The organism is Duganella sp. Leaf126 (assembly GCF_001423125.1).
Lineage (GTDB): Bacteria > Pseudomonadota > Gammaproteobacteria > Burkholderiales > Burkholderiaceae_D > Rugamonas.
This window is the reverse complement of the sequence record NZ_LMNW01000001.1, coordinates 797,708-816,136: the sequence shown is the minus strand read 5'-3', so window position 1 is coordinate 816,136 and position 18,429 is coordinate 797,708. Positions and strand designations below refer to the sequence as shown.

Sequence of the window (18,429 nt, the reverse complement as noted above, 5' to 3'; positions counted from 1 at the left end):
CATGAAGATGCTCACGCAGGACGAAGCAAAACACGTGTGCGACAAGGTGATGGCGCTGTCGAAAGCGGACGAGTGCCGGGTGCAGATTTCCGGCAGCCAGCGCGGCAACGTGCGCTACGCGCGCAACAGCGTGTCCACCGCCGGCCTGGTGCAAAACACCCAGCTCACCGTGAGCGTGGCCTTCGGCAAGCGCCAGGGAACGGCGTCGGTCAACGAGTTCGATGACAAATCGCTGGAAAAGGCCGTGCGCCGCGCCGAGGAAGTGGCGCGCCTGGCGCCGGAAAATCCCGAGTTCGTGCCGGCCGTGAAGGGGCAGGTATACAAGGCGTCGGTCACGTACAGCGCCGCGACTGCCGCCATCGACCCCGAGTACCGCGCCGAGGTGGCCGCCACCAGCATTGGGCTGGCGCGCAAGAAGGGGCTGATCGCCGCCGGCTTTTTCAGCGACACCACCGGCTTCGAGACGGTAGCCAATTCGAACGGCGTGTTCGGCTACCAGACCCTGACCAATCTCGGTTTTACGGTCACCACGCGCACCGAGGACGGCCTCGGTTCGGGCTGGGTGACCCGCTCGGCCAACGACGCGGCCCGCTTCGACGCGCGTGAAGCGTCCGAGATCGCCATCGACAAGGCGCTCACTTCGGTCCATGCCAAGGCCATCGAGCCGGGCCGCTACACGGTGATCCTGGAGCCGGCCGCCACCTCCGAAATCATCGGCCGCATGTTCGGCGCGTTCGACGCGCGCCAGGCCGACGAAGGCCGCAGCTTCCTGTCAAAAAAAGGCGGCGGCAACCGCCTCGGTGAAAAACTGTTCGACAAACAGGTCAACCTGTGGGCCGATCCCTGGAACCCGGATGTGCCGGTGCTGGGCTGGGACAATGCCTCGATGCTGGCGCGCGAGCGCACCGATGTGATCAAGGGCGGCAGGATCGCCTCGCTCGACTACACGCCTTACTGGGCCGGGAAGCAGGGCAAGCGCGCCATCGGCCGCCACGGCAACATGATCATGGCCGGCGGCGGCAAGTCCACCGAGGAACTGATCGCCTCGACCAAGAAGGGTGTGCTGGTCACGCGCACCTGGTACATCCGCATGGTCGATCCGCAGTCGCTGCTGCTCACCGGCCTCACGCGCGACGGCACCTTCTACATCGAGAACGGCAAGATCAAGCACCCGATCAAGAACTTCCGCTTCAACGAGAGCCCGGTATCGATGCTGAACAATATCGAGGAACTGGGCAAACCGGTGGTGATCGGCGGCGACGAGGTGCGCTTCCAGATGATGATCCCGCCGATGAAGGTGCGCGACTTCAACTTCACGTCGCTGTCGGACGCGGTGTAGCGGCGGGAGGCGGACAGGGTGGCCTGGGATTTCTACTTCACCCGCCTGACCTACGAGTCGGGCGACTGGGATGTCGATGTGCGCATGCCCAGCAACGTGCTCAATTCGCTGGTCGAATACACGACCCTGCGCGTCGATCCGGTGGAGCGCATCGTGGCCCTGTCCGACCCCAAGATGCTGGAGGCGCCGTTCTGCTATTTCGCCGGTCACAAGCTGGTGCAGTTCACGCCGGCCGAGCGCAAGAACCTCGAGCGCTATGTCAGGGGCGGCGGCTTCGTCTTCGTGGACGACTGCAACCACGACATCGACGGCCTGTTCGCCAAGTCGTTCGAATCCGAGATCGCCGCCATCTTCGGCAAGCGCGCCTTGCAGAAAATCCCGAACAACCACGCGCTGTATTCGAGCTTTTTCAAGTTCGAGGGCCCGCCCACCACCGGCGTCGAGCTCAATGGCTGGGGCGACGACCTGGTGCACGACTACCTGAAGGCGGTGGAAGTGAACGGGCGGGTGCGCCTTTTATACAGCAACAAGGACTACGGCTGCGAGTGGGACTACGACTTTCGTAACAAGCGTTTTCTGGCCATCGACAACACCCGCTTTGCGGTCAATATCATTCAATACGCGTTGGGAGCTTAAATGAAGGATGCGGCAGGCGCTATCGCCTGGAACGAGACTGAAATCGGCGCCCTGAGCGCTGCGGTGGCCGCGCTCAGGCGCAGCATGTCGCAGGTGATCATCGGCCAGGAAAACGTGATCGACTCGCTCATCATCTGCCTGCTGGCCGGCGGCCACGCGCTGGTGGAAGGCGTACCGGGACTGGGCAAGACGCTGCTGGTCAAGTCGCTGTCGCAGGCGACCGACATGGCGTTCCACCGCGTGCAATTCACGCCCGACCTGATGCCGTCCGATATCGTCGGCACCGAGATCCTCGAAGAAGACCAGGCCACGCGCCAGCGCTCGTTCCGCTTCCAGCCGGGCCCCGTGTTCACCCAGGTGCTGCTGGCCGACGAAATCAACCGTGCGCCGCCGAAAACCCAGTCGGCGCTGCTCGAAGCGATGCAGGAGCGTAGCGTCACCTTCGCCGGCCAGACCCATGCGCTGCCCAAGCCTTTCTTCGTGCTGGCCACGCAAAATCCGATCGAGCAGGCCGGCACCTATCCGCTGCCCGAGGCGCAGCTCGACCGCTTCCTGCTGCGCATCGACGTGGTCTATCCGACCGAGGAAGAAGAGATCCGCATGGTGGCCGCCACCACCAACGCCGGCCTGCACGACGCCGAGCCGGTGCTGGACGTGGCCACGCTGCTGCGCCTGCAGCAACTGGTGCGCGACATCGACATCGGCGACCACCTGCTGGCGTACGCCACGCGGCTGGTGCGCGCCACCCGGCCGGCGCTGACCACGGTGCCGGCCGTGAAGCAGCACGTGGGCTGGGGCGCCGGTCCGCGTGCCGGCCAGGCCCTGGTGCTGGCGGCCAAGGCGCGGGCGCTGATGCACGACCGGCTGGCCGTCACGCGCGAAGACATCGGCGCCATGCTGCTGCCGGTGCTGGCGCATCGCGTGATCCGCAATTTCGAGGCCGAAGCCGACGGTGTGGCGATTGCCGACATCCTGCTGGCGCTGCGCGAGCATATCCGTCCCGACTGACCGCGCACTCGATGAATCAGTCGCCCAATGCCATGCTGGCCGCCACGCGCGACCTCGCGCTGGTGATCCGCCACGTGCTGGCCGGTCTCGGTCACGGCATCCATGCGGGCCGCGAACGCGGCGCCGGCGTCGAGTTTTCCGAGTACCGCGCCTATGCCCCCGGCGACGAGTGGCGGCGCGTGGACTGGAAGCTGCTGGCGCGCGCCGACCGCTACTTCGTGCGCGAGGCCGAACGCGACAGCCACGTTGCCACCTGGCTGTGGCTCGACGCCACGGCCTCGATGGCGGAACCGAGCCGCGAGCTCGAAGGTGTCGATAAATTGTGGTTCGCACGCACCGCGCTGGCCTGCATGGCCGCCATTGCCCAGCGCCAGGGCGATGCGTTCGGCCTGGCCGTTTTCAGCGGCGGCAAGGTGGCGTTGACGCCGGCAGATCGCGGACCGCGTCACTTGCAGCGCGTGCTGGCGCAACTGGCAGCGGCGCGCCCCGATGGCGTACTGCCGAGCGCAGAGAGCGTCAAATCGTGCCTGCACTTCGCGCGTGCGCCCGGGCTGGTGCTGGCCGTCACCGATGGCCTGGACTGGCACGGAGCCTCCGGGCTGGCGCCGCTCCCCGAGGCGCTGCTGCGCTTGCGCAAGCTGCGCCACGACGTGCGCCTGCTGACGGTACGCACCCATGCCGAGGCCGAGGCCAGCTTTGCCACCGGCACGGCCTACCGCGATCCCGAACAGCAGGCCGGCCTGCACCGCTTCGGTCAGGCCGACCGTGCGGCCTACCTGGCGCGCAGCAGCGCGCACTTCGCGGCGATCGCCGGCAGTTGCCGCCAGCACGACATCGTCCACCACGAAGCCTGCATCGAACAGCCGCTGACCGATGTGCTGCGGCGCTGGCTGCAGCCTCAGTTGCAACGGGCCGGAGCGCGCGCACGATGACCAGTCTCTACCCCTGGTGGTGGCTGGCGCTGCCAGTGCTGTTGCTGCCGATCTGGTGGCACCGTCAGAAACGTCAGCGCATCGATGCCCGGCCGCTGGCCACCGCGCGCTTTCTGCCCGCTGCCGCGCCCGAACAACTGCGCGTGTGGCAGTGGCGCGACCGCCTCTTACTGCTGCTGCGCTGCCTGCTGCTGGTGGCGCTGATCGCGTTGCTGGCTGCCGTCGTGTTCCCGTGGCGCGGCGATACGGTGCTGGTCGATGCCGACGCCGATCCGGCGTGGACCACGCGCCAGATCGCCGATGCCGGCATGACCGGCGCGCGCCGCATCGCGCTGCCGCCCGATGCACTGGCCTGGCTGCGCCGCCACGAACGTGACTGGCGCGCCCATGCCCGCGTGCTGATTTTGGCGCGCGAAGGCCGGATCGCCATGCCGGCGCGGGCGCCGCAGTTCGACCACGCGGTGGAACTGCGGGTACATGCCGAACCTGCTGCGGCAGCCCCTGCAGCCGGTACGCTACCCGCTACCGCCCATCCTGCCGTTGCCGCATCGGCTGGCGCCGTTGCTATGCCCACCGCTATACCTGCCACCTACCCGGTCGTGCTGGCGGCGTCGTCCGCGCGGGCACCGGCCTGGCGCGCGTTGTTTACCGCGTTCGACCAGGGCGGCGGCGGCAAGCGACGCTACCTGCTCGCCAATGCGCCCCGGCCCGACACGGCATTGATCGTCTGGGACGGCGCCAGCGCGCCCGATGCGCGCGCTGCGTCGGTAGATTCGGCATCGGCACCGGCGCCGCCCGCCGCCTGGCGCGCGCCGCACTGGTGGCTGGCGGGCTTCAGCGGCGGCGGCAGCGATGAGCGCTGGCCGGAGATGGCGCATGCCGCCGCCATCACCGTCAACGGCATCGCATTCCGATATGCCGACAGTCCGCGCGGCCGCCTGTGGACGTCGCCCGCGTTTCCGCCGCAGGATGCCGCCACGGCGCGCGCGCTGTTCGAGGCCTGGCGCCTGCTGGACCCCGCGCCGGCGCCCGCCTATCCGGCGCCGTCGCACCGGTTTGCCGCGGCCCCGGTTGCCACTGTGCTGCCCGATGCCGGTCCTACCCACTGGATTGCCCTGCTCGTGATGGGCCTGTTTTTACTGGAACGGATCATGACCCATGTCCGACGCGTCTGATGTCCTGCGCCGGCGGCTGTGGGCCGCCGTGCTGCGCCGTCGTGCGCCATGCTGGCTTGCTGCCCTGGTGCCGCTGGTGGCGGCGGCCGCGCTGCTGCCGTCAGGGCGCGCCTGGATGCTGGCAGCGATGGTCGCCTGGGCGCTCGGGATGCTGGGCGATGGCTGGCGCTGGCGGCGTCGCATCGCACGCTGCTGGAGCACATGGCTGGACGCCGCCATACCGGCGCTGGAGGACAGCAGCGCGCTGCTGGCAGGGCAGGCAAAGACGCCGCTGGCGCGGCTGCAGCAGCAACGCCTGCTTGCACGCCTGGCGGGCAGCGCGCACGCCCGCTTGCACGGCGGTGCGGACGCACTGCTGACGGCTGCGGATTACCGCGCCATTGCGCGCCACCGCGTGCCGCTGGCTGCGCCGTCCCTGGTCGTGCCGGTGGTGCTGGCGCTGGCCTTCGCGGGCGCCGCCTGGCGGTACGAGGCAGCATCCGCCCCCGGGGTGGCGCCGGCAGGCATCGTGGCGACGGCCAACAGTGCGCCAGTCGCCGGCGAGATCTACCTGCGCGTGACGCCTCCTGCCTATACCGGCGTGGCAGCCTTTGAAACGGCGGCGCGCGATATCGCGGTGCCGCAGTACGCCCGGGTGCAGTGGTGCGTGCGCAAGTCGACGGCAATGGCTGCGCGTCCTGCACCCGGTCAGGCGGTGGAACTGGGCGACGGCGCCGTGCTGGTGCTCACTGAAAGCGGGGACAAGTCCCAGTCCGAGGACTGCGCCACGCGCGGTGTGCAAGAGCCGCTGTTCTGGCGTGCCCGACAAGCGGGCAGCGGCGGCGCGACGCGCTATAACATCCGCGTCATCCCCGACCAGGCGCCGCAGGTCGCCATCACGGAACCGAATGAACCGGTCCACGTGCTGGCAGGCGACGCGACCAGCGCCCGCATCGCTGTCACGGCGCGTGACGATTACGCGATCGCGCGCGCCAGCCTGCACATGACGCTGGCGCGCGGCAGCGGCGAGAACGTGCGCTTCACCGACCGCGAAGTACCGTTGCCCAAGTCGGCCGATCCCAGGCAGCGCAGCTGGAACAAGCAATGGACGCTGCAGGAGCTGGGCATGGAGCCCGGCGACGAACTGTATTTCTTCGTGCGCGCCACCGACAACGATCCCGAGCATCCCCACACCGTGCAGTCGCCCACCTATACCTTGCGCCTGCCGGCGCCGGAAACGGCGGGCGTGGACGCCACCGCGCTGCCGACCATGGTCAAACCGGAAAGCCTGCGCAGCCAGCGCCAGGTCATCATCGATACCGAGCAGCTGGTGGCCGACCTGCGGGCGCGTCCCGCGCTGGCGGACCTGCGCGCGCGCAGCGAGGCGATCGCCACCGACCAGGCCGCGCTGCGGCTGCGCTACGGCCAGTTTCTGGGAGAGGAATCTAGCCTGTTCGGCGACGAGCACGGGCACGAAGCAGGCGGGCATGAAGATGAACACGGACACGGTCATGGCGGCGGACAGCACGGCAAACCGTCGGCCAGCAGCGAGGTGGATGCCATGCAGCGCTTCGGCCATGTCCACGACCAGGAAGGCAACGCCACCATCTTCGATCCGCAAACCAAGGCGATTTTAAAACGCGCGCTGGCCGCCATGTGGGATGCGGAAAAGGCGCTGCGCGCCGTCTCGCCCAAGGCGGCGTTAGGTCCCGAGTACAAGGCGCTCGACGCCATCAAGGAGCTGCAGGCGGCCGAGCGCGTGTACCTGCACCGGACGGCCTTCGTGCCACCCGCGATCAAGGAGGAGAAGCGCATGAGCGGCGACATGGTGGGTGCGATGAGCTACAAGCGCGAACAAGGTGCGCCGGACGACACGGTGCCGGCCGAAGTGCGCGACCTGGTGCAGGCGCTGGCGCAGGACGGCGCACTGCCGGCACTGTGGAGCAAGGCCGCCCATGACACCATCGCCGCGCGCATCGCCGACCCCGAGCAAAAGCTGGCGGCGCAACGCGCGTTGCAGGATGTGCGCGACGGCTGCATACCATGCCGCGCTCCGCTACGCGCCTGGCTGCGCAGCACGCTGGCCGATGCACCGGTGCTGGTGCAGGCAAGCACGGTCGTGCAGGCGCCGTTCGCACAAGCCTGGCGTGGGAGCGAAAAAGCGCAGGGAGCCACGCAGCCGGACGCGCAACTGCCAGCGCAACTGCCAGCGCAGACGCCGTCGGATGCGCAGTCGCGCGCGAAAGCGGCGGCGCAAGCGCAACCACCGGCCCAGGCGCAACCACCGGCGCAAGCGCAACCACCAGTCCAAGCGAAACCGGCACAGCCACCCGCCGCGTCACCTCGGACATCGCCACGGCAATCAGCGCTGCCGCAGCCGTTACCCACGCCGGAGTCGCCACGATGATCACGGTCACCCACCTGGCGCCGGCTGGCGCGGCTCTGGTAATCGGCCTGGTCAGCGCCGCGCTGTACGGCGGGCGGCGCCAGTGGCTGAACGCTGCGCTGGTGCTGCTGGCGGGACTGGCGCTGGCCGCGACCCTAGCCGATGCCCGGCTGGCGATCCCTGCAGCCGCAGTGACGATCGCCACCGACGACCACGGCACGATTGCCGGCGACCCGCTGCAGGCGATTGCCGATGCCGCTGCCATCGACCTGGCCGGCGACGGCCTGCGCGCCGCCCAGTGGCAGGATGTGCCGGCCCGTCCGCTGCGCTGGACGCCCACCGGACAGCCGACCCTGGCGCTCGACTTCCCGCGCACCATCGCACTGGGCCGCATGTTGACGGTGACCGTCCGCCAACCGCAGCCGGCTGGCGACTGGCGGCTGCAACTGCTGGCGGAAAACGGCCAGCTGCTGGCCGATTCTGCCAGTGCTGCCGGCCCAGGTCGTGCCGCGCCCGCCGCTGGCGCCGAAAAAATCGTCCAGGTACCGGGTGCGGCCGGCATCATGGAAGACGTCCGCCCCGGCAGGGCGGCCAGCATGACCGGACCGGCCAGTACAACCAGCGCAGCCCGCCCGATCAACATGGTCGGCCCCACCGAAGCGGCCAGCGTGATCGGGCCGAGGCACAGCGCCAAAGCAGCCAGCGCAACCGAATCGGTCAGCGCAGCCAGCGCAGCCGGCACGACCAAATCAGTCAGCTCAGCCAGCGCAGCCGGCACGATTGAAACGGTCAGCTCCGCGCGAGCGGCCAGTGTGACCGGGCCGGTCGCTACCGCCAGCGCAAGTAAGCCGGGCAGGTCGGCCGATGCAGCTTCTGCCGACTCCCCCGATGCAGGTGCTGGCGTCGGCAATCCGGCGCAAAAATCCGTCCAGTGGCTGCCGCCGGTAGTGGAAGCGATGGTATTGCGCGCGCGCGTGCTCGACGCCGGCGGCAAGGTCGTTGCCGAAGGGCCGGTACCGGTTCAGGTGACGGCGCCGGCACCGCTGCACATCATCGGCCGCTTCAACGCGCCGTCGTTCGACGCCAGCGTGCTCAATCGGGTGCTGACCGACGGCGGCGCGGTGCTCGACTGGCAGGTCGCGCTGGGCAAGTCCATGGTCCGCAGCGAAACCGCGCGCACGCCGATCACGGCGCCGAACGCGCTGGTGGTCGATGCTGCCCACGTCGAACGGCTGGCGCCGGCGGCACGCGCTGCACTGCTGGCGCAGGTGCGCAGTGGCGTGCCGCTGCTGGTCCTGGGCGGCAATGCGGCCGATGCCGCGCTGTGGCAGCGCGAGCTGGCGCTGCCGGTAAGGCCACAGTCGCCTGCCACCGAGACGGCGGATGTGCGTCGCTTCACGCTGGCCGGCACGGAACTGGACCTGGCGCCGGCGGCGCTCAATCCGGACGATGCGCCAGGCGGCGCGTGGAGCGCGCTGGCGCGCGACAGCAAGGCGCGTCCCTGGGCGTGGCAGCGTGCGCTGGGCCAGGGCCGCGTGGTGTGGCTGGGCGTGGCGGACTGGCACCGCTACGCGATCAGTGCGCCACGCGCGCTTGCGCTGTGGTGGCAGGCGGCGCTCGATGCGATGGCGCTGGCCGGCGAGGCGAAGGCTGGCTGGGTGCTGCCGGACCCGATGCCGCTGCCCGGCTTGCGCACCGAGATCTGCGCGCAAGGCGCCAGGCCGGGCGCCGTGCTGCACATCGACGGGCTGGCCGACGCCCGCCTGCTGGCGCGCACCGACAAGGCCGACACCGTGTGCGCCGCCGTGTGGGCGCCGCAGGCAGGTTGGCTGACGTTCCGCAGCGACGGCTTGCCTGCCGGGCGCCACTACATTTATGCGCCCGGCGACTGGCCGGCATGGCAGCGCGGCTTACGGCGTGAGGCGACGGCAATTTATGCGGCACGCAGCACAGGCACGACGCGGCGCGCCAGCAAAGCTGCTACCTACGCCAACAACGACGCCAGTCGCGGTACCATTAACAGCGCCAACAACGACATCAACAACGTCGCCAGCAAATACGCCAATAGGGGCAACATCAACAACGCCAACAACGACGCTAACAATAACGCCAACAACGACGCTAACAAAGGCGCCAACAACGACGCTAACAAAGGCGCTAACAACGATGCCAGCAAAGGCGCTAACAACGAGGTCAGCGAAGGCGCCATCAACAAAGCCAGCAAAGGCACCATCAACAACGCCAGCAACGACGACAGCCATCTGGCCGGCAGTCGCTCGCTGCCGGCTGCGCCGTTTGCCATGCTGTGCGCGCTGTGCCTGCTGGCGCTGTGGTGGCGCGAGCAGCGCGCCCACCGCGCCCACCCGCGACCGCCGTCGGCTGCCGACCCGGTGGTCGCATAAGGCCTCAGGCCTGCTGCCAGCCCGCGATGTGGGCTGGCGCGTGGACGGTGCAGGCGGGATCGGCCACCGGCGCCAGCCGCGTCTGCACCAGCGGCAGCACGCCCGCCCACGCCGGCCAGGACAGGTCTTCCTCGTCGTCTTTTGGCCCGCCGCTGCGTACCTTGCAGGCCGCTTCGTCGAGCGCGATGCGCATGACGGTCGTCGCCGCATATTCCTTGTAAGAGCCGGGTCTTACTTCGGCCTGGCGCCCTGGCAGCAGCCGGCCCATGAACTGTTCCATCGCCTGGCGCTGCGCCGCTGCGTCGCTGACCACTTCGAAGCGGCCGTAGATCATCGCCGAGCGGTAGTTCATCGAGTGGCTGAAGGCCGAGCGCGCCATCACCAGGCCATCCAGGTGGGTGATGGTGACGCAGGCGTCGCTTTCCTGCAGGCGCCTGAGCATGCGACTGCCGTTGGAGCCGTGGATATACAGGTGGTCGCCAGCGCGCCAGCAGGCGGTCGGAATGCAGTGCACCCCGAGGCTGTCGCCAAAGGCGACGTGGCACAGGTAGGCCGCATCGATGATGGCGTGCAGGGTGGCGGTATCGTAGTGCGCGTTGGTGGCGACACGGCGCACGCGGGTGCGGTCGCCAGGGACGTGGGTCGGGTCGTTCATGTTCTCCATCCGGTAGGGTGAGAGACGACTATAATGCGATGCTGGCCCTGAACTAAGGTCCAGATAAGTGTTTTTTTCTGGAGCCATGATGGACCTTGCCCGGCTGCTCGCGACGTATGCAACCCAGGCCGGGCGCTGCGCCTGGCCGCGTCAGCGCCTGCTGCACGAAAGCCTGCGCGCTGCCATCCGCGACGGTACGCTGGCCGCCGGCACGCGCCTGCCCGCGTCGCGCACGCTGGCGGAAGAACTGAACATGGCGCGCAATACGGTCCTGTACGCGTACGAGCAGCTGGCCAGCGAAGGCTTTGTCACCTGCGACCGGCGCGGCACGGTGGTGGCGCTGCTGATGGCAGCGGCGCCGGCTGCCCGCACGGCCGCCGGCGCAGTCGCGGCCGGTGCCAGCGGCACCGGCACTGATTCCGGCACCGGCCCCGCATCGATGGCAGGCGGCATCGCCAGCCCGACTGGCAGTTCCGGCGCCAGCCAGGCTGCCGCACCGTCGCCCGCCATGGAGTCCGCCGCCAGCCTGTCGCAGCGCGCCCGCAACCTGCGTCAACTCAACGGCGCCGCGCAGCGCATGGGCGCCTTCGTGCCCGGCGTGCCGGCGCTCGACCAGTTTCCGCTGGCCTTGTGGCGGCGCCTGGTGGATCGCGCGTGGCGCACGCTGACGCCGCAGCAGCTCAACTACGGCGATCCTTGCGGCGCAGCGGAACTGCGGGCGGCGATTGCCGACCACCTGCGCGCCGCGCGCGGCGTGGTGTGCGAGGCCGGCCAGGTCTTCATCACCGATGGCGCCCAGAGTGGCCTCGACCTGTGCCTGCGCGCGCTGGCCGACGCCGGCGACACCATCTGGCTCGAGAATCCCGGCTATGGCGGCGCGCTGGCGGCCGCGCGCGGCGCCGGTCTGGTCGTCTCCGGCATCGACGTCGATGACGACGGCATCGCCCCCACGGCCGACGACTGGCTGCTGCTGCCTCCGCGCCTGGTCTATACCACGCCCTCGCACCAGTACCCGGTGGGCAGCGTGCTCAGTTTGCGCCGGCGCCTGGCGCTGATCGAGGCTGCGCGCAGCGCCGGCGCGTTGATCATCGAGGACGACTACGACAGCGAATTTCGCCACGACGGCGCACCGCTGTCGGCCATGCAGGGCCTGACGCCGGAGGCGCCGGTGGTGTACCTGGGCACGTTCAGCAAGACCATGTTCCCCGGGCTGCGCATCGGCTTCGTGGTGGTGCCGCACGCCCTGGCGCCCGCGTTTTCCGCCATGCGCGCGCAGTCGTATGCGGGCGGACGCACGGCCGAGCAGCTGGCGCTGGCCGAATTCCTGCGCAGCGGCCAGTTTGCGCGGCATGTGCGGCGCATGCGACGGCTGTACCGGCAGCGGCGCGATGCGCTGGTGGCGGCGCTGGCGCGTCATCTGGGATCGGTGGCGACCGTCCACGGGGCGTCGGCCGGCATGCATTTGTCGCTGCGGCTGCGCGACCAGGCGCTCGACGATGCGGCCATCGGCGCCCAGGCGCTGGCCGAGGGCGTGGTGGTCAATGCGCTGAGCCGCCATGACACGCATGGCAGCTCGGGCTGGAAGGGACTGATGCTCGGCTACGCACAGGTGCCGGCCCAGGAAATGGACGACCTGGTCAGGCGGCTGGCGGCGGTGATCCACCTGGCGGCCTACACGGCCCGCCGCCAGGCAGCGCAGCAAGCCCGAAAACCGTAGCGCAACCGGGATCGACTCGCCTGGCGCATGCGTACGCCGGTACGCTGCGCCAGGCTGCGACGCGCGGTAGCCTTTCTCGAAACTTCCTAGAAGGCCGTATCGGCGCGCACGTACATCGACCGGCCGTTGACGCCGAACGGGCACGTCTCCCAGCAGCGCGTAAAGCCCAGTTTCGGGAAGTCGCCGCCGTTGGTCCATTCCGATGGCAGCTGGTCGAACAGGTTGTTGACGCCCAGGCTGAGGAAAGTGCGCTTGCTGAACGCGTAGCGCACCGACGTATCGACCAGCCATTTTGCGTCCCAGGTGTGCAGGGGGCTGAAGCTTTGCGCCTGCACTTCGCCGTAGTAGTTGGCGCGGGCGTTGAGGTTCCAGGGGCCGTTGCTGAAATCGGCCGCCACCACGTGGTGCTTGCGTGGCTGGCCGCGTTCGAGCAGGGTCACCTGCGCCTGGTCGAACAGGGTTTCGCCGCTCAGCACCGACGACGTCGAATGGCGCTTGGTGGCCGCGGTCTTGTTGAAACCCAGCTGGCCCGACAGCACCAGTGCCGAGGCGCCGAACTTGCTCGTGTGCTCGGCCACGATGTCGAGACCGCGGGTGCGGGTGTCCACCGCATTGGTGAAGAACTGCGCCTGGCCCACGCCCAGCGGGCGCAGCACGTCGGCGATCGGGCCGCCGTTCGCTTCCGGCGCGATCTCGCTCGAGAACACGATGCGGTCCTTGATCTTGATCTGGTAGGCGTCCACCGTCAGCGACATATTCGGCGCCGGCCGCAGCACCAGGCCGGCGCTGGCGTTTTGCGAGGTTTCCTCCTTGAGCGGGGCGATGCCGAAGGCCCGGGTCACGGCGCTGCCCTGGCGCGCGGTCAGGGTTTCGGTCAGCACGCCGTTATTGAGGTTGGTCGAGACGGAGCTGTAGAACTCCTGCTGCACGCTGGGCGCGCGGAAGCCGGTCGAGACGCTGCCGCGGATGCCGACGGTCCTGGTCGGGTCCCAGCGGGCACTGAGCTTGCCGGTCACGGTATTGCCGAAGTCCGAGTATTTTTCGTAGCGCACGGCGCCGGCCAGGGTCACGTTGTCGGCCGGCTTGTGCTCGACGTCGAGGAACAGCGCGATGTTGTGGCGGCCGTCGTCGACCGCGGTGGCCGGGGTGTAGCCGGGGAAGCCCTGGATGCCCGAGGCAGCCGTGTTGCCGTTCTGGCCAACGATGGGAATGGCCGGGTTGTTGGTGCGGCCGTACTGGTACGAGACCGGGTCGCCGGCGATGATCTGGTAGTTGTCGCGGCGGTACTCGAAGCCGGTGGCCACGAACACGCTGGTCTCGCCCAGCCTGAGCGGTCCCTTGATGTCGGCGTTGAAGGTGGTCTGGTTGAACTTCAGGGTGCCGGTGTCGGCCTCGCGCGGCGATTCGGCATAGATGCCACCGCCCGGTTTCGGTTCGTACCAATAGCTGGTGTTGATGCTGTCCGATTCGTGGAAGGCCAGTTCGCTGGCGCCGTGGTTGATGCTGATGTCGGCCTTCCAGTCGTTGCCCAGCTCGCGCCGGTAGCCGAAGGCGAACGAGGCGTCCTTGATGTCGGTATGGATGGCGGGCAGGAAGCCGTCCGGCGACACGGCCGGCACGGTGCGGTCGTCGCCGGCCGAGCGGAAGAAGCCGAACGAATCGCCCTTGCGCTTGGAGACGCCGCCGAACGCATAGAACTCGCTGACCTTGTCCACCGGCAGCGCGGCATTCCACCAGAAGTACAGGTCGCGCGTATTGCTGTCGCCGATGTGCTGCGTGACGCGCGGCGGATCGACGCGCAGGCTGTCCACGCCGGCGCGGTTGGTCTCGCCGCGCTTGCGGGCTTCGGCCGTCAGGTTCAGGTAACCGCCGTCCTGGCCCAGCGCCACGCCGGTGTTGGCGCTGGCCGAGTACAGGTCGCCGTCGCCCTCGGACGTGGTGCCGTAGGTGCCGCTCAGCGAGGTCTCCTTGACCTGCGACTTGAGCACGATGTTGATCACGCCGGCAATCGCATCGGAACCGTATTGGGCGGCAGCGCCGTCGCGCAGCACCTCGATGTGGTGGATGGCCGCCAGCGGAATGGCGTTGATGTCGGTACCGGCCGAACCGCGCCCCACGCTTTGCTGGACGTTGACCAGCGCCTGCTGGTGGCGGCGCTTGCCGTTGACCAGCACCAGCACCTGGTCCGGTCCCAGCGAGCGCAGGGTGGCCGGACGGATGCTGTCGGTGCCGTCGCTGATGAAGGTGCTGGAAAAGTTGAACGACGGGTCCAGCGTCTGCAGCAGCTTGCCCAGTTCCAGCGGGCCGGCGGTCTGCATGTCTTTCAGGCTGATCAGGCCGACCGGGGACGAGGTGTCGAGCGCGGTCTTGGCCACCGATCGCGAACCCAGCACGACCACGGTTTGTTCCTTGTTGGCCTGCTCTTCGGCAGCCGACTGGGCGCCGGCGGCGCCGGCAGCGAGCAGGGCGAGGGCGGCGGGGATGACCTTGAGCAGGAATCGGGCAGAACGCTGGCGCGTCAGATTATTGAAGTGGTTGAAGGGGGTGAGGGGGCTGCAGGGGCTGAAGCGGTTGAACTGGGGTGCGCTTGTCATGGTCTCTTTCCAGTATTTTTATCGTGGACCGAGGGTGCCGGCCGGTCGAAAAATACTAGTCGGAGGCACGCCCGACAGCAATCGGGCTTTCTACGCAGAAGGCTGACAACGTTGCAGAATAAATACTTATCACCTCGGCATGCCGATATTGCGTGCCTAGTCGCCCAATGTGCCGTAAGCTGGGCTGGCGCCAGTCATGCGTGCAGCGGCGGGCGCTGCGAAGTGTGGCGTGTCCGCATCGCTGGCGGACGCTACTGCTGGTCCAGCATCCAGCCCTTCAAGCCGTTGACCCAGGTCTTGGCCGGCAAGTTCAGGGTTTTTTTGATGTGGCCCGCGCGCTCGTACAGCACCGAAAAATCGATCACCGGCGCCTGCTTGAAGGCGATCACGACGATATTGGCGTCGTGCACTTCGGGCAGCCAGACCACCGCGTCGAACACCAGTTCCATGGCCTGCAGGTTCTTGTCGTAGTTCGAAAAGTCGCCGAACACATTGGTGGTCATCACGCCGCCGTCGGCCAGCGTGTCGTAACAGCCCTGGTAGAACTCGGGCGTGTCCAGCACCGGTCCGCGCGCTTGCTCGTCGTACAGGTCCACCTGCAGCACATCGACCGTGCCGTGGTTGGCGGCATCGAGCACGAAATCCAGCGCATTCATTTCGCGCACGTCGAGGCGCGCGTCGTTGGACGGCAAGCCGAACTGTGCGCGGCACATGGCGATCACGTTGGGGTTCAGTTCGGCCACCGTCACGCGCGCCTTCGGAAAGCGCCGGTAGCTGAACTTGGTCAGCGCAGCGCTGCCCAGCCCCAGTTGCACGATGTGGCGCGGCTGGTCGATGAAGAGCAGCCACATCATCATCATCTGCACGTACTCGAGCTCGATGTTATCGGGCTTGGCGATGCGCATCGCGCCCTGCACCCACGAGGTGCCCAGGTGCAGGCTGCGTACGCCCTGGTATTCGGTGATGGTGGCGGGCGGGTGGCCGGGCAGGTCGAAGCGGGTGGGCGAAGAGGACATGGCCGACATTGTACCGGCAGCGGGCGGCAGGCGGCGGCCAAAAAAAAAGACGCCGGAGCGTCTTTTCGGGTGTGGTGCGCGGAGTCTTAGTTTTTCTTGCGGCGACGGGCCATGAAGCCCAGCAGACCCAGGCCACCGAGCATCATGCCGTAGGTTTCTGGTTCCGGCACAGCCAGCACGTTCAGGTTGCCGCCGTACGAACCGCCAGCCGACGACACGATGCCGCTGATGGTCAGCGTCAGCGGACCTGCGCCCAGCATGACTGGATCGAGCGTGAACAGGTAAGGCTGCGAGGCCGAAGCGGTGAACGACTTGCCGTTGAGCGTGGCGGTCACCGAGTTCAGGTCGCCGAAGCCGAACAGCTTGAAGTTGACGAATGCGCCGCTGGCCATCGATGGGCTGGTCAGGACAGGGGTGAAGGTGAACACGTCGCTGAAGTTGCCTTCGGCGCCGTTGACCGGCACGTTGCCGAAGCTGGCAGTCCAGTAGTTTGGATTACTGCTGTTTTGCTTCAGCTCGATATCAGGCGTGGTGACGCCGTTAATCGTACCGGCGTGGGCGCCAGTCGCGATGGAACCGGCCAGCATGGCTGCCAGGGCGATAAATTTTAATTTCATATATGACTCCGCTTAGTAACGTCGTAAGGACCCGAGGAAAAATTTAAGAAAACGCAAACTACACGTCAACTTACGATGCGCTCTGTTGCATGTCAATTTTATATTTAAGTATGCATTTCTTTACTTTGATAGCTTTTTTTTATCGTCCCGGGCGCAGTGCACAAAAATTACTATTTATTAATTTCCGTTGCGCAAATTTTAAAATTTTATTGTTGGGTTCGTTTCTACCATGTTGCGTGTAACAGACACTAGAGCATCAGGGTAACCATCAGTCCACCCCCCTCGCGATTGCTCAATGTAATGCGTCCGCCGTGCGCTTCGATGATTTCGCGCGCCAGCGCCAGCCCCAGTCCGGTGCCGCTGCGCTTGGTCGAATAGAAGGGCACCAGCGCATTGGTGAGCACCGTGTCGCTCATGCCGGGGCCGCGGTCGCGCACGTCGATGCGCACCACGTTCTGCTGGCGCCGCACTTCGAGCGTCACTTGGTCCGCCGGTGAACCGGATTCATGGGCATTCCGGATCAGGTTGAGCAGCGCTTGTTCGAGCTGGGCCGGATCGAAAGCGCACGGTTCCGATGGTAGCGGCGCCAGCACGCGAAACGCGATTTGCTCGCCCAGCGCTGCCAGAAACGGCGCCCAATGCTGCATTGCAAGGCGCGGCGCGGGCAGCTTGGCAAAGCGCGCATAACCGAGGATGAAGGTCTCGAGATGACGCGTGCGTTCTTCGATGGTAGCGAGGATGTGCGGCAGGCGCTCGGTCTGGCCGCGCCGTACCAGCTCGGCCCCGGAGTGGGCCAGCGAGGTCAGCGGCGCCAGCGAATTGTTCAGCTCGTGGCTGATCACGCGGATGACTTTTTTCCAGGTCTGCACTTCCTGGCGCCGCAGTTCCATGGTCAGCTGGCGCAGCAGCAGCAGTTCGTGGCGGCGCCCGTTGAGCTGGAAGCTGCGCCGCGCCAGGTGGTACACATCTTCCTCGTCGCCGGCCGCTCCCGTGGTAAACAGGCCGTCGCCGCCGCGCGCCAGCGCTTCGGCCAGCGCCGGCGACACCCGCGCCAGGATGGTATCGAGGCGCTGGCCTTCGAGCTTGCGGCCCTGGTTCAGCAGCTGGCGGGCGGCCACATTGGCGTACACCACCGCGCCGCTGGCGGCGGCGCCTGCTTCCCCACCGCTGGTATCGGCGCCTGCTTCCCCACCGCTGGTATCGGCGCCTGCTTCCCCACCGCTGGTATCGGCGCCTGCTTCCCCACCGCTGGTATCGGCGCCTGCTCCCCCACCGCTGGTATCGTTGCCTGCGCCTTTGCCGCTGGTTTCGTCGCCTGTTCCCTTGCCGCTGGCATCGGCACGTGCTCTCTCGCCGCTGGTACCGGCACCCGCGCCCTTACCGCTGGTATCGGCGCCTGCTCCTTTACCGCTGGTACCGTCGCCCGTTTCCTTGCCATGGGCATCGCCACCCGTTCCCTCGCCGCTGGTGCCAGCGCCCGTTCCTTTGCTGCTGGCATCGGCGCCCGCTGCCTTGTCGCCGGCCGGGCTCGCTGGGCCATGATCGCGATCACTGCCGGCGCGGGCCTGGCTGATCAGCAGCATCGCCACCGGCGTGTTTTGTACCATGGTGTCGAGCAGTAACTCGCGTTGCACCAGCGCCAGGCGTTGCTGGCGCAGCACGTCGCCCAGGGCATTGTGGGCAGCGACCAGGTCGCTCAGCTCGTCGTTCTGCGGCCAGTGCAGCGAAAACGAAAAATCGCCGTCCTGGTAGCTGGTGACGGTGCCGGTCAGGGCGCGGAACAGCGACAACATGTGCTGGAGCTGGGCGCGGATGGTGATGATGGCCAGCGGCAGCACGCACAGCAGGCACAGCGCCAGCACCAGCACCAGCCGCCCTGGCAGCAGGTAACTCAAGCCCTGGGCGATCACGATGCCGACCGTGACCAGGGTGGCGACCAGCGCGGTCCAGCGGGTCAGGAGCGACAGGCGCAA

13 protein-coding genes are annotated in these 18,429 nt (G+C 67.7%); 8 read left to right on the top strand and 5 right to left on the bottom strand.

Features of this window, described 5'->3' with window-relative positions:
* The first annotated feature begins 1 nt into the window (after position 1).
* The 7 genes from ASF61_RS03490 to ASF61_RS23680 are packed head-to-tail and all read left to right on the top strand — an operon-like array spanning position 2 to position 9,857.
* Complete coding sequence (locus ASF61_RS03490) at positions 2–1,339, top strand: TldD/PmbA family protein (RefSeq protein WP_056151082.1); 1,338 nt, start codon at positions 2–4, stop codon at positions 1,337–1,339.
* Between the two features lie 18 nt (positions 1,340–1,357).
* Positions 1,358–1,975 carry a DUF4159 domain-containing protein gene (locus ASF61_RS03485; protein ID WP_056151081.1) on the top strand — a complete coding sequence of 206 codons (618 nt, stop codon included), beginning with the start codon at positions 1,358–1,360 and terminating at the stop codon, positions 1,973–1,975.
* Positions 1,976–2,983 carry a MoxR family ATPase gene (locus ASF61_RS03480; RefSeq protein WP_056151079.1) on the top strand — a complete coding sequence of 336 codons (1,008 nt, stop codon included), beginning with the start codon at positions 1,976–1,978 and terminating at the stop codon, positions 2,981–2,983.
* Positions 2,984–2,994: 11 nt separating this feature from the next.
* Positions 2,995–3,915 (top strand): DUF58 domain-containing protein, encoded by a 921-nt coding sequence (locus ASF61_RS03475; RefSeq protein WP_056151076.1) that lies wholly within the window; start codon positions 2,995–2,997, stop codon positions 3,913–3,915.
* A complete protein-coding gene (locus tag ASF61_RS03470) occupies positions 3,912–5,090 on the top strand; it encodes a BatA domain-containing protein (RefSeq protein ID WP_056151074.1) in 1,179 nt (392 codons plus the stop codon). Before ASF61_RS03475 ends, ASF61_RS03470 begins: the two co-directional genes overlap by 4 nt.
* Positions 5,074–7,476, top strand: a complete 2,403-nt coding sequence (locus ASF61_RS03465) for a DUF4175 domain-containing protein (RefSeq protein WP_229205690.1) — start codon at positions 5,074–5,076, stop codon at positions 7,474–7,476. Before ASF61_RS03470 ends, ASF61_RS03465 begins: the two co-directional genes overlap by 17 nt.
* Positions 7,473–9,857 (top strand): hypothetical protein, encoded by a 2,385-nt coding sequence (locus ASF61_RS23680; protein WP_056151072.1) that lies wholly within the window; start codon positions 7,473–7,475, stop codon positions 9,855–9,857. Before ASF61_RS03465 ends, ASF61_RS23680 begins: the two co-directional genes overlap by 4 nt.
* Before the next feature lie 4 nt (positions 9,858–9,861).
* Here ASF61_RS23680 and ASF61_RS03455 read toward each other — a convergent pair whose 3' ends face one another.
* A complete protein-coding gene (locus ASF61_RS03455) occupies positions 9,862–10,512 on the bottom strand; it encodes a pyridoxamine 5'-phosphate oxidase family protein (RefSeq protein ID WP_056151070.1) in 651 nt (216 codons plus the stop codon).
* 88 nt (positions 10,513–10,600) lie between these two features.
* Between ASF61_RS03455 and ASF61_RS03450 the strand changes: the two genes are divergently transcribed.
* Positions 10,601–12,229 (top strand): PLP-dependent aminotransferase family protein, encoded by a 1,629-nt coding sequence (locus ASF61_RS03450; protein WP_056151067.1) that lies wholly within the window; start codon positions 10,601–10,603, stop codon positions 12,227–12,229.
* Positions 12,230–12,315: 86 nt separating this feature from the next.
* Here the strand turns inward: ASF61_RS03450 and ASF61_RS03445 are convergent, their stop codons facing one another.
* The 4 genes from ASF61_RS03445 to ASF61_RS23870 form a co-directional block, all read right to left on the bottom strand.
* Positions 12,316–14,823, bottom strand: coding sequence for a TonB-dependent siderophore receptor (locus ASF61_RS03445; RefSeq protein ID WP_229205689.1), 2,508 nt, complete (start codon positions 14,821–14,823; stop codon positions 12,316–12,318).
* A 251-nt stretch (positions 14,824–15,074) separates the two neighbouring features.
* Positions 15,075–15,848: a spermidine synthase gene (locus ASF61_RS03440; protein WP_056151065.1), complete on the bottom strand. Its 774-nt coding sequence runs from the start codon at positions 15,846–15,848 to the stop codon at positions 15,075–15,077.
* Between the two features lie 77 nt (positions 15,849–15,925).
* A complete protein-coding gene (locus tag ASF61_RS03435) occupies positions 15,926–16,456 on the bottom strand; it encodes an FxDxF family PEP-CTERM protein (protein ID WP_056151062.1) in 531 nt (176 codons plus the stop codon).
* A gap of 248 nt (positions 16,457–16,704) precedes the next feature.
* Complete coding sequence (locus tag ASF61_RS23870) at positions 16,705–18,429, bottom strand: ATP-binding protein (RefSeq protein WP_229205688.1); 1,725 nt, start codon at positions 18,427–18,429, stop codon at positions 16,705–16,707.

Excerpts from the sequence above, each read along its gene's own strand:
- ASF61_RS03490 (WP_056151082.1), top strand. The coding sequence starts at position 2 with ATGAAGATGCTCACGCAGGACGAAGCAAAACACGTGTGCGACAAGGTG.
- ASF61_RS03480 (WP_056151079.1), top strand. The coding sequence starts at position 1,976 with ATGAAGGATGCGGCAGGCGCTATCGCCTGGAACGAGACTGAAATCGGC.
- ASF61_RS03475 (WP_056151076.1), top strand. The coding sequence starts at position 2,995 with ATGAATCAGTCGCCCAATGCCATGCTGGCCGCCACGCGCGACCTCGCG.
- ASF61_RS03470 (WP_056151074.1), top strand. The coding sequence starts at position 3,912 with ATGACCAGTCTCTACCCCTGGTGGTGGCTGGCGCTGCCAGTGCTGTTG.
- ASF61_RS03465 (WP_229205690.1), top strand. The coding sequence starts at position 5,074 with ATGTCCGACGCGTCTGATGTCCTGCGCCGGCGGCTGTGGGCCGCCGTG.
- ASF61_RS23680 (WP_056151072.1), top strand. The coding sequence starts at position 7,473 with ATGATCACGGTCACCCACCTGGCGCCGGCTGGCGCGGCTCTGGTAATC.
- ASF61_RS03455 (WP_056151070.1), bottom strand. The coding sequence starts at position 10,512 with ATGAACGACCCGACCCACGTCCCTGGCGACCGCACCCGCGTGCGCCGT.
- ASF61_RS03450 (WP_056151067.1), top strand. The coding sequence starts at position 10,601 with ATGGACCTTGCCCGGCTGCTCGCGACGTATGCAACCCAGGCCGGGCGC.
- ASF61_RS03445 (WP_229205689.1), bottom strand. The coding sequence starts at position 14,823 with ATGACAAGCGCACCCCAGTTCAACCGCTTCAGCCCCTGCAGCCCCCTC.
- ASF61_RS03440 (WP_056151065.1), bottom strand. The coding sequence starts at position 15,848 with ATGTCGGCCATGTCCTCTTCGCCCACCCGCTTCGACCTGCCCGGCCAC.
- ASF61_RS03435 (WP_056151062.1), bottom strand. The coding sequence starts at position 16,456 with ATGAAATTAAAATTTATCGCCCTGGCAGCCATGCTGGCCGGTTCCATC.